Raw genomic sequence first — 20,641 nt, forward strand, 5'->3', positions numbered from 1 at the left:
TGTCCGACATCATCGCGCCGTCGCGGATCCAGCTACGATCATAGGATCGCGTGCCGGGCTTCAGCGCGGGTCCATCGCGGCTCATCAGCACATGCGCGAGCGCGGTGCGCAGCGTGTCGGAAACCGCCTGTTTGGACGGCGGCACCGACATGGTCACACCGCCCAGCCTGGCGCGCCAGAACGCCGCGGTAGCATCATGGGCACGCACGAATGCGGCAGCGTCGGCGGGCGGGATGCCGGCCACGAACGGTATCGCCATGTCGACGTCGCGGCTCTCGCCCGGTCCGAGGTCGAACCGATAGGCGAGCGCGGCCGAGGCAAGGCCGGTGGCGTCTTCCAGCACCGTCGCCGGCTCGACCCGCGTCGGCTCGGCGAGTGCGCCACGATCGAACGGCCGCATGCCGACCTCGTCCGGCTTGCCGACCGGCTGGAGCAGGCGGGTGACTGCGGCATCGCCCTCGATCGCGGGCGGGGTCGTGACCGACAGCGCGGTGCCGGCCCATGCGATGCGGGAGATCGGGGTGACCCCGCCGACCTGGCTGAGGAACTGTGCCGGCGGGTTCACCTGGAACGGTCGCACGCCGAGCACCAGCCGCAGCGTCCGCCGCGTGCGGGCGGTGTTGGTCACTCGCCAGCGCGCCATCAGCCGCGGCGCGGCGCTGTCCGCGAACAAGCTGGTGTCGAGCGTCCAGCCATCGGCTTTCCACAATACGTGCGGCATCGGCAGGCTGCGATCCTCGAGCGACTGGCTCGGGGTCATATCGGCCCAGCCGAAGCGCTTGCCTCCCGTCTCGACGAACGGCTCGATCGAAAAGCCGCCCTTGGCCACCTCGATCGCGCCGTCCTCGCCGATCAGTCCCGATGCCGGGCCGCCATCCGGCCCGACCAGCGTCCAATAGGACTGTTCGGTGAAGCCGCGCGGAAAGGCGCCACGCGGCGCGGCCTTGGCCAGCGCGGCGACGAACGCGTTCGGCGTCGCCCCCATTCGGGCGGCTCCACCACCAGTTCCGCAAGCCGCGCCGCCTTCGCACCCCTTGGCAGCATGACCCGCAGCCAGCGCGTCTCGAGATCGGCAAGCGCGATCGGATCGTCGCCGCCGTCGCCGCCGTCGACCGTCCGCACGCCGGCCCAGCGCTTGCCGTCGTCGGAGGTTTCGATCGCATAGCGCGGCGCCGCGCCTTCCCAGCGCAGCGTCAGGCCGCCGAGCGACTGGCGTCCGCCGAAATCGATCCGCCAACCCTCGCCGCCCTTCCCGATCCACGCCGTGCGCGGATCGCGATCGATCGCGCGCGGGTCGCTGGCGCGGGGCGGCGGCAGCGGCGTCGGCGGCGGCAGCACGACGTAGCGGAGATCGTCGATCTCGATCGTCCCGGCACCGCCGTCGCGGCCACGGACGACGACCAGCTCGACGCGGTCGCTATGCCGCAGCACCTTGTCCGCGGTCGGACCCCAGGCGAACTCGATGTCGCGCTTGCGGATGCGCAGGGTCTGCCATTCCTCCGACGGGCGGAAGTTGCGCCGTTGAAACCACCAGACGTTGGCGCCGCTGGCGTCGGTGAACTTGAGCTGGAGATCGTTGAGGCCGCCCGTGCCCCGGACCCGCAGCGTCACCTCGTAATCCGCCGCCCAGTCGATCGCGAGCGAGCGGGCGACGAAGGCATAGCCGGACACCTTGCCGAAATCATAGCCGAGCCGCAGCGCGCCACCCTGTTCGCTGGCAGTCGCGATCACCCCGTCCGAGCCTTGCGCCTTCCACCGGCCCGGCGTGTCGAAGCTGTCGAGCGTGGTCGCCGCCTGCGCGGCGAGCAGCAGCGCGATCATGCCAGCCATCCGCCGGTGAAGCCCGCCCGGTCGAGGCCGCGGCGGATGTGCGGGTTGCGGCGCATCGTCTCCCAGATCAGCCCGCTGCGCCAATTCTCGATGCCACCGACGATCGGCCCCTGATCGATGCCCAGATAATCGCCATCGACCCAGCCGATTCCGGGCACGATCCTGCCGTGCTTCAGCGGCGCGGCGGGATCGGTCAGTGTCGGGTTGAACGAATCGCAGAAGCCGTAACGGCCATAAATGCCGCGGCCGTAGCGGGCGTACATCGCGCGGATCGCCGGGACCACGATCTCAGGCGCGAAGGCGATCGAGCCCAGTGCGGCGGTCGGTGCGATCGTACCATCGTCGCGGTCGCCGGGACCGCGGGCCGAATAGCTGAAGAACTCGCGCTCGCGCCCGCCGACGCTGCGCGTGAAGTCACCGGGCCCGTCGCATGCGGTCAGCCCCCAGCAGTTCGGGCCATAGCCCGCAAACCCGCCCGCATTGGCGATCGCGTAACGCCGCTGCGCATGCGTGGCGCGGACGCTGTTCTCGAAGTAATCGATGCCCTTGCTGGCGATGTACGGCTCGCGGATGCCGCGAAAGTCGATCCACAGATGGCTGTACTGGTGGCCGAACAGGGGCGGGAAATGCAGATGCGCCGGGCCGTACCGATCGGTCCAGCTCGCGTCGAAGCGCCGGGTCAGTGCGGGCCAGGTCGTCGGCGGCACCGGGTGAGTCGGCGATGCAAGCGCCAGCACGTAGAGCAGCAGCGCCTCGTTGTAGATGTCCCAATCGCTGCGGATGAACCCGCTCTCGGGGTGCCAGCCCATGCCGATGAAGGTCCCGCGCGGCATGATCCAGGTCCAGTCGACCGCGCGGTAGAGTTGTTCGGCCACGTCGCGGATGCGCAACTCGCGCGGATCGTCGCGATCATACCAGGTCTGCGCGAACAGCACGCCGGCCAGCAGCAACGCGGTATCGATGGTCGATAGTTCGGTCCGCCCGAACCGGGTGCCGGTGCGCATGTCGAGGAAGTGGTAGAAGAAACCCTTGTGCCCGCTCGTACCGGTGGCCGCTGGCCCCTGCGGTGCGGCGGCGAGTTGCTCGAGGCAGGCGAGCGTCCGCGTGACCGCCTCGTTTCGCGTCATCCAGCCATTCACCACCCCGATCGGCCAGCTGGTGAGCGCGAAGCCCATCGCCGCGATCGACGCGAACGACGGCGTCGGCCAGCGATCGGGCGACAGCCCGGTGCGCCGGTCGGTGGTATCGCGGAAGAACGCGAAGGTGCGTTGCTGCACGTCGCTGATGAGATCGCGCCGGCTGAGATCGCGCGGACGCCGGGTCAGCCCGTCACCGGTGGCACCCGCCAGCCCCAGGCCCGCCGTTGCCAGGAATGCGCGACGGTCGAGCATTGTCATGTCCTTGGGATAGAAAAAGGGCAAGCGGGCCCGAAGGCCTGCTTGCCCAGGAGGGACCTCAGAAACGGAAGTTCGCGCGGAACTGCACTCGACGCGGCAGGGTCAACAGATCGCGGCCGATGTCGGCAGGATCGAGCGTGTCCACAACCCTGCCGGTAGCGGGATTGATCTGGTTGTTGAAGAAGTCGTCGAAGCCAGAGAAGTTGTCGTTGTTGAAGGCGTTGAGCACGTCGACCGCAAGCTCGATCTCGGTACCGGCGACCTTCACCTTGTTGCCCAGGGTCAGATTGACTTCGCAGAACGCCAGGACGCCGCTGATACAGTTCTTGCGAGGATAGCGACTGCTGAACGAATTCAGCCCGGAACTCGCGCCGTTGGTGCCGTCCGTCAGCAGGAATGCCTGGCCGCTTCCAAAGGTACTGAGCGTCGAGAACCGGAAGCCGAGCGGAAGATCGGCGATGCCCGACAGCACGAGGCGGTGGCGCTCGTCGCCGGTGCGCGGACGCCAGCCATATAGGTCCGGCGTCGGCGCATCGAGGCTGAACAGGTCGCCGCCGTTCTGCTCCCCCTTCGACAAGGTGTAGGCGACGTTGACGCCCCAGCCTGCACTTTCGGTATACGGCTTGTCGATGGTGACGAAGAGCGCCTTGTAGCGCGTATCGAGCCCGTCGAAACCGACCAGCGCGTTCTGATAGCCGAACGGCACCAGCGGAGAGGTATCGCAACAGGCTCCGAACCCGCCATTCTGTCGCGTCGCGAACAGATTGGTGTAGCCGTTGCGGCCGCGCTGGTAAGATCCCGTCACCGACACCTGCACCGGCCCGACCTGCTGCCGGGCCCCGAGGCTGATCTGGTCGTTGACCGGCGGACGGGTGTTGTTCTTCACGGCGAAGAGTTCCGGCGAGCCGCTGGTCGAGGTCGCGCGTAGCTCCAGCAGCCCTTCACGCGTCAGGTATCGCGGGTCCCACACGGTGGTCTGGGCACCGTTGCGCGGTTGCCCGTCGCGGGAGAAGCGGAACAGGCCGATCGGGTTGATCGTTCGCGATCGTTCGTCGATCGTGTTGTTGAAGTTGTTGCGATCGTAATAGCGGCCAAAGCCGCCGAACACGACGGTCCGACCATCGTCATTGACGTCGTACGAGAAGCCGAAACGTGGCGCGAAGGCCCGTGCGAATGGATCTCGGTTGCTGCCCGTGCTGATGTAGTTTTCGGGGTCGAAATAGCTGGTCTTCGGCAGCGCCCGCAACGCCGCGGCAGCATTGGCGCTGGTCACGAAATTATTGTTGTTGCCGTTGGTTTCGTAGTCCCAACGCAAGCCGATGTTTAGCTGCAGCTTGTCGGTGACGTCCCAATCGTCCTGTATGTAGAAGCCGTACTGCGTGTTCGATCCGCGCACGGTCCCATTACCAAGACCGAGCCGAGCTTCCGCGGGGAAGGAAAAATCCGTATCGTTGGCGAGGTTGAGATTGGGATTGTCGACCGTGTCGATGCGGAAGAGATAGCTGGGCTGCACATAGGCGAGGCTGGCGAACTCAATGTCAGTAGCCTCTACCCGCGCACCGAACTTGATCACATGCTTGTCGAGACCGTTGTAGGTGAAGTCATCGCGCAGGGTGTAGGTCTGCTGGATCTCGTTACGCGTCGACTCGCGACCGCCGAACAAGATCACTGTGTCGTAATTGTTCGTCGTCAGGTTGGGATTGATCGCAGTCGGTCTGAATGCGTAATTAAGATAGTTGACGTTGACTTCGTTGATGAAGCTGTCACCGCGATACGCCCATTTGAACAGGTAGGTATCGACCGTGTTGCGCTTGTTCTCGGCAAATTCGTAGGAGATGTTGCCGCCGAAACCCTGGACGTCGGTCTCGTTGCGCTTGCTGTACGAGACGTCGAACGTCTGCCGGTCATCCGGCGTGAAGGTCAGCTTGCCGAAGTAGAAATCGCCGCGGAACGGGCTGACGAAATTACCTTCGAATTCGCTGAGGCGGCGCCCGGAAGCCGCTTCGAACGCCGCGATGTTGTCGGCCGACCCAGTCGAGTCTACGATCAGCGCGCGATCCTGGTCGTTGCCCTCATAGGTTGCGAAGAAGAACAGCTTGTCCTTGATGATCGGGCCGCCCAGCGAAAAGCCGTATTGCTTGCGCTCGAACGCGGGCTTGGTGCGGTTGTTGACCTTGTCGAGGTAGCTTTTCTCGGTCAGGCTGCGGTCGGTATACTGCCCGAAGGCCTCGCCGTGGAACTCGTTGGTCCCGGACTTGGTGACCGCGGTGATGATCGCCGATCCCGCCTGCTCGTATTCCGCCTTGTAGTTCTGCGTCAGTACACGGAACTCCTGGACCGCAAGCTGGCCGAACGGGTTGCCGCGGCTGTTCTGCTGGCCGGCGATGCCGCCCTCGCGCAGCTTGTTCTTCAGGCTGACGCCGTCGATGAAGACATTGACCTGGCTGGCGGTCGACGCGCCCGACTGGATGCCCTTGCCGGTCTCGCTGTCGTTGTACCGGACGCCCGGGGCGAGCGCCGCGAAGCTCAGGAAGTTGCGGTCGGTCTGCGGCAACGTGCGCAGCTGTTCGGTGTTGACGTTGGTCGCGATCTCGCTCGTCCGCGTTTCGGCCAGTCGGTTGCCGGTGACGACGATGTCGTCGCCGGAGCTCGCGACATCGGCACCTGCATCGGCACCGGCGACATCGGCACCCGCCGCACCCAGCGCCGCGTCGAGCGTCGCGGATTGCCCGACCGAAACGCTCACCACCTGCGTGAACACGTCGCCGCTCGCGCCGGTGATCGTCACCGTGTAGCCGCCCGGCCGTAGACCGGCGAGCACATAGGCGCCCGATGCGTCGGTCGTCGTCCGGAACGTCTGGTTGGTGCCGCTCGCCACCGCGACGACGGTGGCGCCGCCGACCGCCGCACCCGATGCATCGCTGACCTGCCCGCGCACCTGCGCGGTGGTGGTCTGCGCCGCCGCCGGTACGATCGCGATCGTCGCACCCGCCGCCAGCGCGGTGCTCGCCAGCAGGACGCGGAGCGTCTGATAAGTCCTCATGATGATGTTCCCCTTGATGACCCGCTGACCGGGCTTGTTGTGGATGCTTCGGATTCGGTGGTTTCGCGCACGACCAGCTCGGGCAGCGGTCGCTCGACCGCGTCGTCGTGATCGCCGGCGATCGCGCGGACCAGCCGTGCGATCGCGCGCGCGCCGACGCCGGCGATACCGGTCCGCATCGTCGTCAACGCGGGCGAGATCAGCCTGGCGAGGGGAATGTCGTCGAAGCCCGCGATCGCGATCTGGCGCGGTACGTCGACACCGGCACGACGCAGCGCCATCATCGCGCCGATCGCCATCATGTCGTTGGCCGCGAACAGCGCATCGGGCAATCGCGGCCCCCGCAGCAGCGTGGCGGTCGCCGCTTCGCCCGACTCCTCGAGAAAGTCGCCGCTCAGGATCCGCGGCGCCAAACCGTGCCGCACCATCGCCGCGCGATAACCCTCGGCGCGCTCGGCGGCATCGATGTTGCCGTCAGGCCCAGCGAGGTGAACGATCGCGAGCCGTCCCCGGTCGACCAGATGATCGACCATCGCCGCGGCACCCGCCGCGTTGTCGATCCGGATCTCGGGTCGCCGTTCATGATGCGGCGCGCAGTTCACCAGCACCACCGGCAACCCGGGCGGCAGTTGCGCGAACAGCAGATCGGGATCGACGTGCGGCGCCATCACCACCAGCCCGTCGACCCGGCCGCGCATCGATTGCAGCGCGCCCAACGCGCGTTCGGCATCGGCGTGCATATTCGACAGCAGCAATTGCAGGCCGCGGTCGGATGCCTCGCGGTCCATCCCGCGCAGGAATTCGGAGAAGAACTCGCCGTGGATGTCGGGAAGGACGATCCCGATCGCATTGGCCCGCGCCAGACTGAGATTGCGCGCGCCGGCATGCGGGACATAGCCGAGCGCGGCCGCCGCAGCCTCCACCCGGTCGCGCAATGCGGGGCGGACATTGTCGTGCCGGTTCATGACGCGGGAGACCGACGCGACGGAAACCGCCGCTTCACGGGCCACGTCACGAATTGTGGCATTCGCCATTGCCGCGTCTTCTCCCCTCTCCGCGTCGCCCGGTTCCGGTGCCGGTACGATCATCTACTTGATGTAACCGGTTACATCATTCACAAACGCGGTTCAAGACCGCACCCGCTCAGCTTCAGGGGGTGCGAGCGCGCGACGATTTGGAGAGATGATGATGGACGATCGGCAGATCTCGCGCCGTGCCGCGATGCTCGGTGCAGCGGCGACGATGGCTTGGCTGTCCAGCCCTGCCCGCGCGCTGCTCGCCGCCGCTGGCACCCCTGCCCTGTCCGGCAAGGTCGAGGCGTTGCTCGCCCAGATGACGGTCGAGGAAAAGGCCGGGCAGCTGACGCTGAACGCGGCCGCCTGGGCGGGCGGTGCCGCGACCACCCTCAATCCCGCGGGCGGCGCCGCCACCTTCGATAGCCAGCTCGCCGAGGTGCGCACGGGCCGGCTGACGGGCGTGTTCAACGGCAATGGCGCCGCGATGGCGCGGCAGATGCAGACCGTCGCGATGCGCGAGGCACGGCTGAAGATCCCGCTGATCTTCGCCGCCGACGTGATCCACGGCTTCCGCACCGTGTTCCCGATGCCGCTCGCGGAGGCGGGCAGCTTCGACGCCGATCTCGCGATGCGCACCGCGCGCGCAGCGGCGGTCGAGGCGGCGGCGGCCGGGATCGACTGGACCTTCGCGCCGATGGTCGACATCGGCCGCGACCAGCGCTGGGGTCGCGTGGTCGAAGGTTCGGGCGAGGACGTGTACCTGGGTGGCCTGATGGCGGCGGCACGGGTGCGCGGCTTCCAGGGCAGTCGGGGGCTGACCGCCGACGATGCCGTGATGGCCTGCGCCAAGCATTTCGCGGCCTATGGCGCGGCGGAGGCCGGGCTCGACTACAACACCGTCGACATCTCCGAACGCACATTGCGCGAGGTGTATTTCCCACCGTTCGAAGCGGCCTTCGACGCCGGCGCGCTGTCGACGATGGCCTCTTTCAACGAGATTTCCGGCGTGCCCGCTACCGCGAACCCCTGGCTGCTCGACACCGTGCTCCGCAAGCAATGGGGGTTCGGCGGCCTCGTCGTGTCGGATTACACCGGCGACGAGGAGCTGATCGCGCACGGCTTCGCCGCCGACGCGCGCGAAGCCACCAGGCTGGCGTTCATGGCCGGCGTCGACATGAGCATGCAGTCGAGCTTCTACATCAAGCACCTGCCCGATCTCGTCGCGAAGGGCGAAGTGCCGATGACGCGGCTCGATCAGGCGGTGCGCCGCGTGCTGGCGGTCAAGCAGGCGCTCGGCCTGTTCGACGACCCCTTCCGCCGGATCGATCCGCGCCGCGAGAAGACCCGCGTCCGCTCCGCCGCCAATCTGAAGCTGGCACGCGAGGCCGGCCGCCGCTCGATCGTGCTGCTGAAGAACGACGGCGACCTGCTGCCACTGCCCCGTGTGGGCAAGCGCATCGCGCTGATCGGTCCGTTCGCGTCGGGGCAGCAGGACCTGATCGGACCGTGGAACGTCTACGGTACCGATGCCGAGGCCGTGGATCTGGCGACCGGCGTCCGCGCCGCGGTCGCGAACGCTGCGAGCGTGACGACGGTCGCGGGCTCCGCGGTCGAGGCACCGATCGCGGGCGGGATCGACGCCGCGTTCGCCGCGGCGAACGCTGCCGATATCGTCGTCCTCGCGATCGGCGAGAGCCAGCGCATGTCGGGCGAGGCGCAGTCGCGCACCGCGATCGTCGTACCCGCACCGCAGCAGGCGCTGGCCGAAGCGGTGGCGGCGACGGGCAAGCCGATCGTCGTGCTGCTGCGCCACGGCCGCGCGCTGGCGCTGGAGGGCGCTGTGCTCAACGCCCCCGCGATCCTGGCCACTTGGTTCCTCGGCTCGCAATCGGGCCCTGCGATCGCGGACATCCTGTTCGGGGTCGAAGGGCCGTCGGCGCGACTGCCGGTCAGCTTCCCCTATGCCTCGGGCCAGGAGCCCTATCATTACGACCACAAGTCGACCGGGCGCCCGAACCCTTCGGGCAAGCCGGTCGAGTACAAGGCGCAGTATCGCGAGGCGCCGAACGCCGCCCGCTTCGCCTTCGGTCACGGGCTGACCTATGGCAGGATCGCCTATTCCGCGCTGTCGCTCGGCGCGCCGACGATGCCCTGGGACGGCGCGCTGACGGTGAAGGCGACGATCACCAACACCGGTCGCGCCGCCGCGGTGGAGGTCGCGCAGCTCTACATCCGCGACGTCACCGCGAGCATCACCCGCCCGGTCCGCCAATTGAAGGGGTTCAAGCGGGTCCAGCTCGCGCCGGGCGCCAGCGCGGAGGTCATGTTCACGCTGCGGCGCGCCGATCTCGAATTCGTCGGATTGGACCTGTCGCGCACCGTCGAGCCGGGGCGCTTCGATCTCTGGATCGCGCCGTCGGCACAGGATGACGGCGTGACCGGCAGCTTCACGCTCGTCGCTGCGTAAGCGCGGCGACCAGGCGGGCGTGGACGCCGCGGCGTAGCGGGTTGGCGAGCATCACCAGCGCCGCGATCGTCAATCCGATTGCCGGGGCCCCCAGCATCATCGCGCGGATGCCGGCCGCGGCGACGTCCGTCTGCACCGTCCCGGGCTGGTAGCCGATCCGCGTGTAGACCACGCCCATCGCGGCGGCCGCGCCGGCAAGCGCGATCTTCTGCACGAACGCCGAGACTCCGAAGGCGAGCGCTTCGACCCGCACCCCGGACTGGACCTCGCCATATTCGACCGTGTCGGGGAGCATCGCCCAGAACGCCAGGTTCATGCCCGAAAACACGATCTGCAATGCGACCAGCAGCGCCTGCGTCTCGCTGATCGCGTCCCCCGCTCGAACGTACGACGAGAGCGAGGCGACGCCGATGACGCTCGCCACGAACCAGGTCGCTCTCGGGCCGGTCCGCCGGGAGATCAGCATCCAGACCGGGATGCACGCCGCCCCGGCGACCCCCATCGTCGCCAGCACGGCGCGTCCGGCTGCGGGTGCGGCGACCACATGGTCGAAATAATAGAGCACCGATTGGTTGACGATCGCGGCGGCGATGCCGGCTACAGCCATGGCGAGGTTCAGCGTCACGAACGCGCGGTTGCGTCCGAGCACGGCCAGATAGGCGCGGATCGGCACCGGGGCGGGCGGCGGTGGCGGCGTCACCTCGCGGCTGCGCGTCGCGACGAACCACAGAAGCGGCACCGCCACCGCGGCATAGCCCGCCGCGGCGATCACATGGCCGGCACGCGGCATCGTCAACGCGACGAAGCTGGCCGCCGCCGCCCCGAACAACATCCGCAGCCCTGCGATGTGCGAACGGTCTCGGCTATCTGCGCTGATCCGCGCGCTCCACGCTGCGTAGGGCACGTTGACGAGGGCGTAGAGTGTCCGAAATACGATCTGCGCGACGAGCGCGAGCAATGCGGTCGCCGTGACCCCGAAGCCCGGCACGACGAACAACGCGACGAACGCCAGGCCGAGCGGCACCGACCCACCCGCAACGAAACGGCGATAGGACTTCGCCCGCTGCGCGACGATCCCGACCGCCAGATCCGCCAGCGCGTCCCAGATCGCCCCGACCATCGCGATCGCCCCTGCCAGCGCGGGTGGCAGCAGCAGGACGTCGGTGTAGAAGAAGAACAAGAAGAGCGAGATGCTCTGCCAATACAGGTTACAGGCGAAGTCCCCGGCGGCGAACAAGACCAGACGAGAGGGGCGCACCCTTCCCTCCGTTCCACGTCGTGACGCATCAGTCATCAGGTCAGGTAGCGAGGCTTGAGCCGGAGTAGCAAGCCGTTCGGCCGAGATGATGGGGCGCCTACCGAACGCGCGGGATGCGCGGCCTCACACGCTCTCCATTCTCACGCGCTAGTCGCGGGCCCAGCCGACCGCCTTCATCAGCATGTCGAAGATGCGCGTGTTCGCGAAGAAGCCGTGGACCTGCTCGGCGCCGGGCCCCGACGCGCTTGCGATCACCTCCTCGCCGGTATGGCCATCCTCGATGCTGATGATCGGGTTGTTGGCGATGGTTGTACCCGGCTTGGCGCCGGCGGCGGCGAATTGCTCGGCGAGCGGTTGGCCGCGGTCGCCGCCGCCCATCCGCAGGCCGAAACTATGGTCGGCAGTGAACAGGATGAGCGTGTCCTTGCCGGCGATGGCGGTGACGCGGCGGATCATGTCGTCCATTTCGACGACGTGGCGGAGCCCCGCTTGCGGATCGTCGGTGTGCATGTCCCATTCGATCATCAACACATAGCCCTTGGGATTGCGCGCGAGTTGGCGAATGGTCGCCTCGACCGCGGGCAGTGGTGCAAAGTCGCTGTCGCGCAGCACCGCGGCGCGCGGCGCCTGGCGGACGAGCGCGGGATCGTCGCCATAGCGATAGCCCGCGGCGGCGAACGCCTGTTCCGCCGTCATCTGGCGCTTGGCGAACGAGGCGGCGGCGTCCTTGCGGCCCTTGCCGATCAGGATATCGACGCCGTTGCCGAAGCGGGGCGCGAGCATCTGCGCGAAGATCGCGTCCTTGTCCTTGCGGGATGGTACGTGCGCGTAGCAGGCGGCGGGTGTCGCGTCCCAGATCGGCATGTTGGTGACGACACCTGTCGAAAGCCCGCGCTGTTCGGCATATTCCATGAAGGTCTTCACCGGCCTGGGCGCAGCGCCGGCGGCGCCGGGAACCATCGAGACGACGCCGTTGTCGGTCTTGTACCCCGTCATGATCGCCGTCATGCCGGCGGCGGAATCGCTCACCCACCGGTTGAGCGACGACGTGTCGGAGAGGCCGACATGGGGCATCGCATGGATGAACAGCGACTGCGGCCGGTCGTGAGCCATGATGCCGCCCGCGCTGAGTGTCGGGAGGCCGCCCGCGTCACCCAGGAACACGATGACGTTGCGCGGGCGCGGCGCGGCGGCGGTACGCGCGGGCTTCGCGGAAGCGGTCGTTGCTGCGAAGAGAGCGGCAACGACGCACCCGGCGAGGGAAAGACGGCGTCCGGACAGGTTGCTTCGTATCTTCGTCATGGAACGATCCTTGTTCATCATCGAACGGCAAGCGCATGTCGCCGGAACAGAAGCTAGCGCAGCCGCAGCGCCTTACGCACGGCGGCCCAGCTGACATATTTGAAGTTCTGGGTGGCGGGCGCATTGTCGCCGTCCTGAGCGACCATCAGGCCGCGCGGATAAGCCGGCCCGAAGCTGCCCAACACGAGGTCGATGCCGTCGGTGTCGCTGGTGGCATCGACGGCCCCACCGCCGATGCGGAAGCGCCCGGCATAGGTCACGCCCGGCAAGCGGTAGAGCGTGTAGGCGTTGTCGCCCTGGCTGGAGACGACGAGGTAGCCGCCGGTGCGGCCCTCCGGCGCAAGCGCCAGGCCTTCGGCATCGGCCACCAGGGTAGTGCCATCGACGCGCGCGACTGCGGTGGCAGCGGTGGACGCCGCGGGATCGGCGGCGAAGCGCCACAACCCGACATCCTCCTCCGCGACATAGAGCGTGCCCGTTCGGTCGTCGACCACGCAGCCCTCGGACTGGCTGGCGAGCTTCATCGAACGGACGGTACGAACCTGCGGCGCCGCGCCCGATCGATCGATCGCGACCTGGTCGATGCGCCCATCCTTCAGCACGACGAAACCGAACAAGGCGCCGTCGCGCGGCCGGGTCCACAGGCACATGCCGTAAGCCTCGCCCGGGCCCACCGGGAAACGACCCAGCGGGCGCAGCTTCGCGGTCGCGGGATCGAGATCGAACAGTGATACATGCGCCTGCGCCACATCGGCGCGGTCGCTGGCGACCACGGTGATGCGGCCGCCGCTCTCGCGCAGGTCGACATTGTTGAGCCGCGGCGCGGGCGTGTAGCTGAGCCGCTTGCCTGCGAGGTCATAGACGTGGACCCCGGCCTGTTTGTCGGTGGCGACGATTAGGCTCTTGGCTGGCGAACGCCGGTTGCGCCAGATCGCCGGATCGTCGGCCGCATCGTCGGCGCTGGCGACCGGATCGGTCTCCGCGATCGCGGGAACGTCGGGCGCCGCCGTGATGCGATCGGCAGCGCGCGGACCCACCACCGTTGTCGCACCACAGCCGGACAACAACAATGCTGCGGCAAAAACCGGGCGCATCAGAAGCTGACCCGAACGCCGCCCGTGTAGCGCCGGCCGAACGTCTCATGTTCGATCGTGTACTGGCTGCTGCCGGCATAACGGCGGCCGGGGCCGTTTAGCAGGTTGGCGAAATCGCCGTAGACCTCGACATTGGGGGTGATCGCGAACCGAACGCTGGCGTCGAGTTCGTCATCCCGCGCCCAATAGGCGTCGCCGCCGTCGATGCCGCGATTGACGCCGTTGACGAGCCCGAACGCACCGATCGAGTCGATCCAGGGCGAGCGGTTCTGGTAGGAGACGCGCGCCGAGAAGCCGTATTTCTCGTAATAGCCGATCAGATTGTACACCCCATCCGACGCGCCGGGCAGACGGATCTTGCGACCGTCCGGCGTTTCCGAGCGGCTCTTGTTGAGCGTCGCATTGAGCTGGACGCCGAACCCGCCCATCCAGTCGGGCAAGCCCAGATCGGTCACGAACGGCTCCAGCTGCTGCTGGATCGCCGCCTCCAGTCCGTAGATGTAGCCGTCGCCGCCATTGGCGATCGTGGTATATTGATACTGCGAGCGATCCACCCCGTTGCTGTTGAGGATGGTGCTGTTGAAGGTGCTGGACGTGTCGAACAGGACGTCGCGCACGTCCTTGTAGAACACGCCCACCGACAGGAAGCCGCGCGGCATCGTGTAATATTCGACGTACAGATCGACGCCGCGCGCCTTTTCGGGCTTGGCTTCGGGGTTGCCGCCCGAGATCGTCAGATTGGCGTCGCTGAACGACAGATTGGGGCGAAGCTGATCGTAATCGGGGCGTGCTGCGCCGGTATTGAACGACAGTCGCGTCTTCATCCGGTCGTTGACGTCCCAGTTGAAGTGGAGGCTCGGATAGACGAGCGTCTGCTTCGACCCGATGTCGAGCAGCCCGACCGATGAAAACGCGCTGCTGTCGTTGCGGATGTGCTCCACCCGCGCACCCCCGATGATGCTGCCCCAGTTCATCGTCGCGGTCGCCATCGCGTAACCCGAATAGACCTTCTCGGTCACATCGTAGAAGTTCGCCTGAACGAAGGCCCGCGGCGCGACGGTCAGCGCCCGATCGGCGAGCTCCAGCACCTTGTCGCGGCCGAAATACTGGAAGGCGTAACCGAGCGGGATCTTGCCCTGGAACCCACCGGGGATCGCGATGGCGCCGAAGTCGGTGGGAATGCCCGCCGCGGTGAACGCAGCCGGTGTGCTGATGTCGAGGAGATACTCGTTGGAGGTCTTGGTGCGATCGTCGTAGCGCAGGCCCGCCGCGATCGTCACCGGCACGCTGCCGAACTGCATCTCGCGCGAGACGTCGAGCTTGGCGGTGTACGCCTTCGTCACGTCCTTGGCGTCCAGCACGCGCAGACGGTTGAGGGCACGCGGGAAATCCTCGATCGCGGTCACCCGGGCGCCGCGGCTCAGCGTGCCGTTCGCCGCGCGAAGCGTGCGATACAGCGCCACCTTGGCAAGCTGCGGATCGGTGAAGTCGTAGTCGACGGTCAGGCGGTTGGCGGCGTTCGCGCCGTTGGTGCCGAAGCCGGGGCTGTCATAGTTGAGCTGCGCCGGGGCGCTGCGGTCGTCGATGGACTTGGTGTAGTTGCCGCGCCAGGCGACCTTCCAGCCGCCGAAGCTGTGATCGCCGCCGATCGTGTTGGTGAACACCGACTGCTTGTACGCGCGCACCAGGAAGTTGGAGTTCAGGTCGACGCCGTACACGGTGCCGCGCAGCGGCGTGTTGCCGGTGCACACATCGGCATAGCCGGTGGTGTTGGCCGCAGGGGTCGGGTTGACCGCACAGGCTGCGGTCCCCGTCGGCGTCCGCGATTGCTGATCGTCGAGGTCGAAGATGTAGTTGCTGCGCTGCTCGTCGTCCTGGAACGCCGAGTAGATCGTCTCGAAGAACAGCTTGGAGTCGCCGTCGTTGGGGCGCCAATCGAGCCTGGTCGACAGCGCATAGTTCTTGCGCGTCAGGCGATAGAGCTTGTTCTCGGTCTCGCGACCCCAGATCCGGTTCTTGAAGCCGGGACGGCGATCCTCGCCGACCGCCTCGAAGTCGGTCTCGAAATTGTCGGTGACCATGCCGCGACGATAGTAGCTGCCCGAGGATACGATGCCGAATTCGCCGATGCCCGTGTCGATGCGGTCCGAAACCACCAGCGAGCCTTCATATTCGGTCTTGCCGCCCAGTTCGACATGGCCGGCGCCGGCCTTCGCCTGCACCTTGAAGCCCGGATAGTCGAACGCCGACCGCGTGATGATGTCGACATTGCCCGCGATCGTCTCGCCGGTCATGTCGGGGGTCACCGCCTTGCGGACGATGATCTGCGACGCGATCGCCGAGGGAATGGAATCGAACCGCGCGTCACGGCCTTCCGGGCTGACGACGTTGATGCCGTCGAACGACAGCGTCGTCCAGTTGATCGGGGCACCGCGCAGGTTGATGTAGCGCGCCTGCCCCTGGTCGCGCTGCACCGCGACGCCGGGCAGCCGGCTGACCGCCTGGGCAATGTTCTGGTCGGGCAAGCGTCCGACCGAATCCGACGCGACCACCGACACCAGCGAAGGGCTGGTACGCTGGATCTGAAGCGCGGCCGCCTCCGATTCCGCGATCGGGCGCCCACCGTTGACGACGATGTCGCTCGCATCCGCCGTGCTGCCGGCATCGGGCACCGCATCGAAGCGCACGTCGAGCGTCACCGGATCTCCGACGACGGTGATCGTCCGGCGCTGATCGGGGAAGCCGACATAGCGGATCACGACCTCGTGCGTCCCGGCGGGCAGGTCGGAGATCATGAACCGGCCCGACCGATCGGCCGCGGTGGCACGATCCAGCGCGGGGATGGCGACCGACGCGCCGTCCAGATACTCGCCATTGGCCTGCGAGACCGTGCCGCTGACGCTCCCTGGCGCCCTGGAGGGTGCGGTGCTGAGGGCGACGGGCGTCTGCGCGGCAGCCGAGCCGGTCACGATCGCGGCATAGCCGCAACCGGTGAGCAGCACTCGCGCGAACGAACGGCCGCGGGCGCGGCACGAATGGATCTTGATCACGATGGTGTCCCCTTGAAGCGACGGCCTTTCCCGGCGTGTTCGCTGCAGCCGCGGTTAGGGGCGCGATGTTTCGGCGGGATGACGGTTCGGTGAAGGGAGAGTTACAGTCGCAATGTATATCAACCTTAATCGGTAACCGTCGCGAGCATCGATGTGGCGGTCGTCGGTAATCCGCTCATGTTCACGGTCATCGATCGAGCACGGCAACGCGTCGCGCGCCCGATTGCTGCGTCACCGTCGCCACGGTTCGGAAGCGGCTCGCGACGTCGGCGCGGTCTTCGATGATCCGTAATTCCGCCCGCATCTCGCGCTGCCGCAGATCCAGCTTCACCCAGCCGGCATGTACCGTGTCGTGGAACCGCACCTGCGGATTGTTGCGGCCGACGTCGCCGAAGCGGCCGACCGGGGGCGATGCCGCGGCGAGTGCGGAGGTGACGATCTCGCTGCCGACCGGGATGCCGGCGGCGTCCAGGTCGTTGACCCAGAACGAGTGGACGTCGCCGCTGAGGACGATCGCGTCGCGCACCGTCGGCCTGCTCATCTCGACGAGCAGCCGGGCGCGATTGGCGGCATAGCCGTCCCATTGGTCGCTGAAGGTCGTCCGACGATCGCCATCGAGCCAGTATGGCGCGAAGAACACCTGCTGTGCGATGAGGGCCCAGGGCCGATGTTCGCGCGCCAGGCGATCGGCCAGCCATCGCTCCTGTGCCCGGCCCATGATCGTGCGCGACGGATCGGCGCTGTTCGCGCAGTCGGTCAGGCGGACGTTGCGCGCGACGGTCGGCGACGCGCAGGGCGGCGTGCTGCGATATTGCCGCGTGTCGAGCACCGACAGCGAGGCGAGGTTCGCCCAGTCGACCGCGCGGTACAGGCGTGGTTCGCGCCGTCCGCGCCACAAGCTGGGGCGGATCGGCATATGCTCGAAATAGGCCTGGTAGGCCGCAGCCCGGCGCGGTGCGAAGATGGCCGGCGGAAGCCCCTCGCGGTTGGCGAGCCCGGCATAGTCGTTGAGCACTTCGTGATCGTCCCAGGTGACGATCCACGGACACGCCCGATGCGCCGCCTGTAGCTCGGGATCGGTCTTGTAGAGTGCATGCCGGCGCCGATAGCCGTCCAGATCGACGGGCTCGGCAGCGCCGAACGCACGGACCTTGGGCAGATCGGGATAGCTCTGCTCGTAGATATAGTCGCCGAGTTGCAGGATCAGGTCGGGTTCGGCGCGGACGATGTCGCGGTAGACGCCGAACTGCGCCTGCTCCCAATGCTGGCACGAGGTGACCGCGAGCCGCAGCCGATCGGCGCTGCGCGGCACGGTGGCGGCACGACCTACCGGGCTGGTCGCGCCGAGGGCGTGGAATCGATACCAATAGGGTCGCCCCGCCGTCAGCCCGGCGACCTCGACATGGACCGCATGCGCGCGTTCGGGATGCGCCAAGCCGCGACCGGCGCGGACGATGCGGTGGAACGCCGGATCGGCGGCGACCTCGTAGCGTACCTCGACCGCCTTCGCGTCCAGCGGCTCCAACGGCCCGCCGACGAGCCGTGTCCACAAGACGAAGCCGTCGGAATCGGGATCGCCGCTGGCCACGCCCAGCGCGAAGGGGTCGGCGCTCGCGCGGGCACCCGCATCGCACGCGATCGCCGGCGTCGCGGCGAGCGAGGCCATGGCGCCGAGGACCGCACGACGGTGCCAGAGGAGGTCGTTACCGGCCATCACAGCGCGCTACCCTCTCCCGATGACCGGTTCGTGACGCGGAGCGCCGTTCCGTCACAAAAGTTTCGCGCGATCGTCATGCGATCGTCGCGGACCGGCGATAGGCGGCGGGCAGCAGAGGTCGCCGAACGACCCCTTCCTATCTCCAAAGGCGGGAACTCCATTGACACCCAAGACGCTCACGCTCGCCACCGCGAGCTCGCTCCTGTTTATCGCTCATCCCGCCGCGGCCCAGACCGCCGCGGTCGTCGATACCGCGACGGACACCGCGCCGGCCCCGCAGGCCGACATCGTCGTCTACGGCACCGGCAAGGTCCGCCAGGAACAGACCGTCACCCAGAAGGCGATCGAGATCCTCCCCCCGGGCAGTTCGCCGCTGAAGGCGGTCGCACGGCTGCCCGGCGTCGCGCTGCAAAGCTCGGACCCGTTCGGCAGCTACGAACTCGGCACGCGGCTCTCGGTGCGTGGCTTCAACCAGAGCCAGATGGGGTATACGCTCGACGGCGTGCCGCTCGGCGACATGTTCTACAACAACCACAATGGCCTGCACATCAGCCGCGCGATCGCGGCCGAGAACATCGCGCGGGTCGACGTGTCGCAGGGTGCGGGATCGCTGGGGATCGCCTCGACCAGCAATCTCGGCGGCAACCTCGAATTCGTGTCGCGCGCGCCGTCGCAGACGCTGGGCGGCGAGGTGGCACTGACCTACGGGATGTACGACACCGTGCATCTCTACGGCAGGCTCGACAGCGGCGAGCTGCCGACCGGCACGCTGCTGTCGCTGTCTGGCGTGGTTCACGACGCCAGCAAGTGGAAGGGGTTCGGCAACCAGTCCGACACCAAGATCAACGGCAAGATCGTCCAGCGACTGGGTGCGGCGACGCTGACCGGCTGGTTGAACTATTCGCTCCACAAGGAGCGCAACTATGCCGACCTGTCGCCGGCGACGCTCAATCGGATCGGCTATGATCTGGATTTCCTGCGCCCGGATTACGCCACCGCCATCCTGTTGTCTCAGGTGAGCGCCAACCAGACTGCGGCGGCTGCGCGGCGGCCCCTGCCCTTCCCGACCGCAGGCGTCGCGTTCCCGGCGCCGTATACCAACGTCAACGACACCTATTACGATAGCGGCGGCGTGCGTCGCGACTGGCTGGGCGCGCTGACGCTGGATGCGTCGGTCACCGAATGGCTCGATGTCACCGCGACCTATTATCACCATTATGACAAGGGCAGCGGCGGCATCTATACGCCCGCCGTGTTCTCGCCCGATGGCTTCCCGCTGTCGGTGCGCACCACCGAATATGGCATCAAGCGCGACGGCGGCATCGCGCGCGCCACCGCGACGCTCGGCGATCACACGATCCAGATCGGCTATTGGCACGAGGACAACCGCGCCAGCACCGACCGCAACTATTACGCGGCGAGCCTGACCAACCGGCCCGACGTCACCGACTTTCTCGAGAACCCGTTCAGGAGCGACTTCCTGACCGACCTGACGACGCTGACGAACCAGTATTTCGTCAGCGACAGCTGGACGGTTTTCGACGTGCTGACGATCGCCGGCGGCTTCAAGGGTACGCGGGTCGCGAACGGCATCGTCACGACCTTCGGCACCCCGTTCATCAACGGCCGGATCGCGGCGAAGGACTGGTTCCAGCCCCAGGTCGGCGCGACCTACAAGATCGGCCGCCAGGAATTGTTCGCCAACTACGCCGAGAACATGCGCGCCTATATCAGCTCGTTCCGCGGCCCGTTCGGCACGACGCAGGTCGGTTTCGAGGCGATCCGCAACACGCTGAAGCCCGAGACCTCGCGCACGATCGAGGGCGGTTGGCGGTTCGACCTCGGCGCCGTCCGCGGCGTGGTCGCAGCCTACGACGTCAAGTTCGAGAACCGGCTGCTCGCGGCCTTCAGCGGCGCGAACATCCTCGGCAATCCCAGCATCCTGCAGAATGTCGGCAGCGTCACCAGCCGCGGGGTCGAGATCGGCGCGACCTATCAGGTGAGCCGCCCGCTCGCGCTGATCGCGTCCTATTCCTACAACGACAGCACCTATGACGACGACACCGTCAACGGCGCCGCGTTCGTGCCGACCAAGGGCGTCCGCACCGTCGACACGCCCGCACATCTGGCGAAAGGCGAGATCAACTTCGACGACGGCAGCTTCTTCGGCAACGTCGCCGGCGCCTACACCTCGCGGCGCAACGTCACCTATACCGGCGACGTAACGGTGAAGGGCTACACCTTGTTCGATGCCGCGATCGGCTATCGCTTCCCGGCAAGCAGCGCGTTGGCGGGGGTCGAGTTGCAGGTGAATGCGGTCAACCTGACCGACGAGCGGTACATCGCCGCCCTTGGATCCGGGCAGTTCTTCAACAATGCCAGTTCGCTCAACAACACGCTTCAGGCGGGTTCGCCGCGACAGGTGTTCGGCACCATCAGGCGCCGCTTCTGAGCGGCCGGCTTCCCA

General features: G+C 67.3%; 11 protein-coding genes. 2 read left to right on the top strand and 9 right to left on the bottom strand.

The features are described from left to right. Positions 1-852 precede the first annotated feature (852 nt). The 4 genes from ACFE77_RS00230 to ACFE77_RS00245 form a co-directional block, all read right to left on the bottom strand. Positions 853-1,821 carry a discoidin domain-containing protein gene (locus ACFE77_RS00230; RefSeq protein ID WP_375419603.1) on the bottom strand — a complete coding sequence of 323 codons (969 nt, stop codon included), beginning with the start codon at positions 1,819-1,821 and terminating at the stop codon, positions 853-855. Next, complete coding sequence (locus ACFE77_RS00235) at positions 1,818-3,221, bottom strand: glucoamylase family protein (protein WP_375419604.1); 1,404 nt, start codon at positions 3,219-3,221, stop codon at positions 1,818-1,820. Before ACFE77_RS00235 ends, ACFE77_RS00230 begins: the two co-directional genes overlap by 4 nt. A 64-nt stretch (positions 3,222-3,285) precedes the next feature. After that, positions 3,286-6,270 carry a TonB-dependent receptor domain-containing protein gene (locus ACFE77_RS00240; protein ID WP_375419605.1) on the bottom strand — a complete coding sequence of 995 codons (2,985 nt, stop codon included), beginning with the start codon at positions 6,268-6,270 and terminating at the stop codon, positions 3,286-3,288. Continuing rightward, positions 6,267-7,304, bottom strand: a complete 1,038-nt coding sequence (locus ACFE77_RS00245) for a LacI family DNA-binding transcriptional regulator (protein ID WP_375419606.1) — start codon at positions 7,302-7,304, stop codon at positions 6,267-6,269. Before ACFE77_RS00245 ends, ACFE77_RS00240 begins: the two co-directional genes overlap by 4 nt. Before the next feature lie 154 nt (positions 7,305-7,458). Here ACFE77_RS00245 and ACFE77_RS00250 point away from each other — a divergent pair, with 154 nt between their 5' ends. Then, complete coding sequence (locus ACFE77_RS00250; RefSeq protein WP_375419607.1) at positions 7,459-9,753, top strand: glycoside hydrolase family 3 N-terminal domain-containing protein; 2,295 nt, start codon at positions 7,459-7,461, stop codon at positions 9,751-9,753. On the opposite strand, the gene ACFE77_RS00255 is transcribed toward ACFE77_RS00250, so the two are convergent. The 5 genes from ACFE77_RS00255 to ACFE77_RS00275 form a co-directional block, all read right to left on the bottom strand. Further along, entirely contained in the window at positions 9,734-11,011 is a 1,278-nt protein-coding gene (locus ACFE77_RS00255) for an MFS transporter (RefSeq protein WP_375419608.1), read from the bottom strand. The two genes, ACFE77_RS00250 and ACFE77_RS00255, sit on opposite strands and share 20 nt — an antisense overlap. 147 nt (positions 11,012-11,158) lie before the next feature. After that, on the bottom strand, positions 11,159-12,313 hold the full coding sequence (locus ACFE77_RS00260) for an alkaline phosphatase (protein WP_375419609.1): 1,155 nt from the start codon (positions 12,311-12,313) through the stop codon (positions 11,159-11,161). Positions 12,314-12,366: 53 nt separating this feature from the next. Continuing rightward, positions 12,367-13,407 carry a phytase gene (locus ACFE77_RS00265; RefSeq protein ID WP_375419610.1) on the bottom strand — a complete coding sequence of 347 codons (1,041 nt, stop codon included), beginning with the start codon at positions 13,405-13,407 and terminating at the stop codon, positions 12,367-12,369. Continuing rightward, entirely contained in the window at positions 13,407-16,457 is a 3,051-nt protein-coding gene (locus ACFE77_RS00270) for a TonB-dependent receptor (RefSeq protein WP_375419611.1), read from the bottom strand. The genes ACFE77_RS00265 and ACFE77_RS00270 overlap by 1 nt, the downstream gene beginning before the upstream one ends. 187 nt (positions 16,458-16,644) lie before the next feature. Further along, entirely contained in the window at positions 16,645-18,171 is a 1,527-nt protein-coding gene (locus ACFE77_RS00275) for an alkaline phosphatase D family protein (RefSeq protein ID WP_375419612.1), read from the bottom strand. 163 nt (positions 18,172-18,334) lie between these two features. Here ACFE77_RS00275 and ACFE77_RS00280 point away from each other — a divergent pair, with 163 nt between their 5' ends. Beyond that, complete coding sequence (locus ACFE77_RS00280) at positions 18,335-20,626, top strand: TonB-dependent receptor (RefSeq protein WP_375419613.1); 2,292 nt, start codon at positions 18,335-18,337, stop codon at positions 20,624-20,626. The last annotated feature ends 15 nt before the right edge of the window (positions 20,627-20,641 follow it).

It is taken from the genome of uncultured Sphingomonas sp. (assembly GCF_964243315.1).
Classification (GTDB): Bacteria; Pseudomonadota; Alphaproteobacteria; order Sphingomonadales; family Sphingomonadaceae; genus Sphingomonas.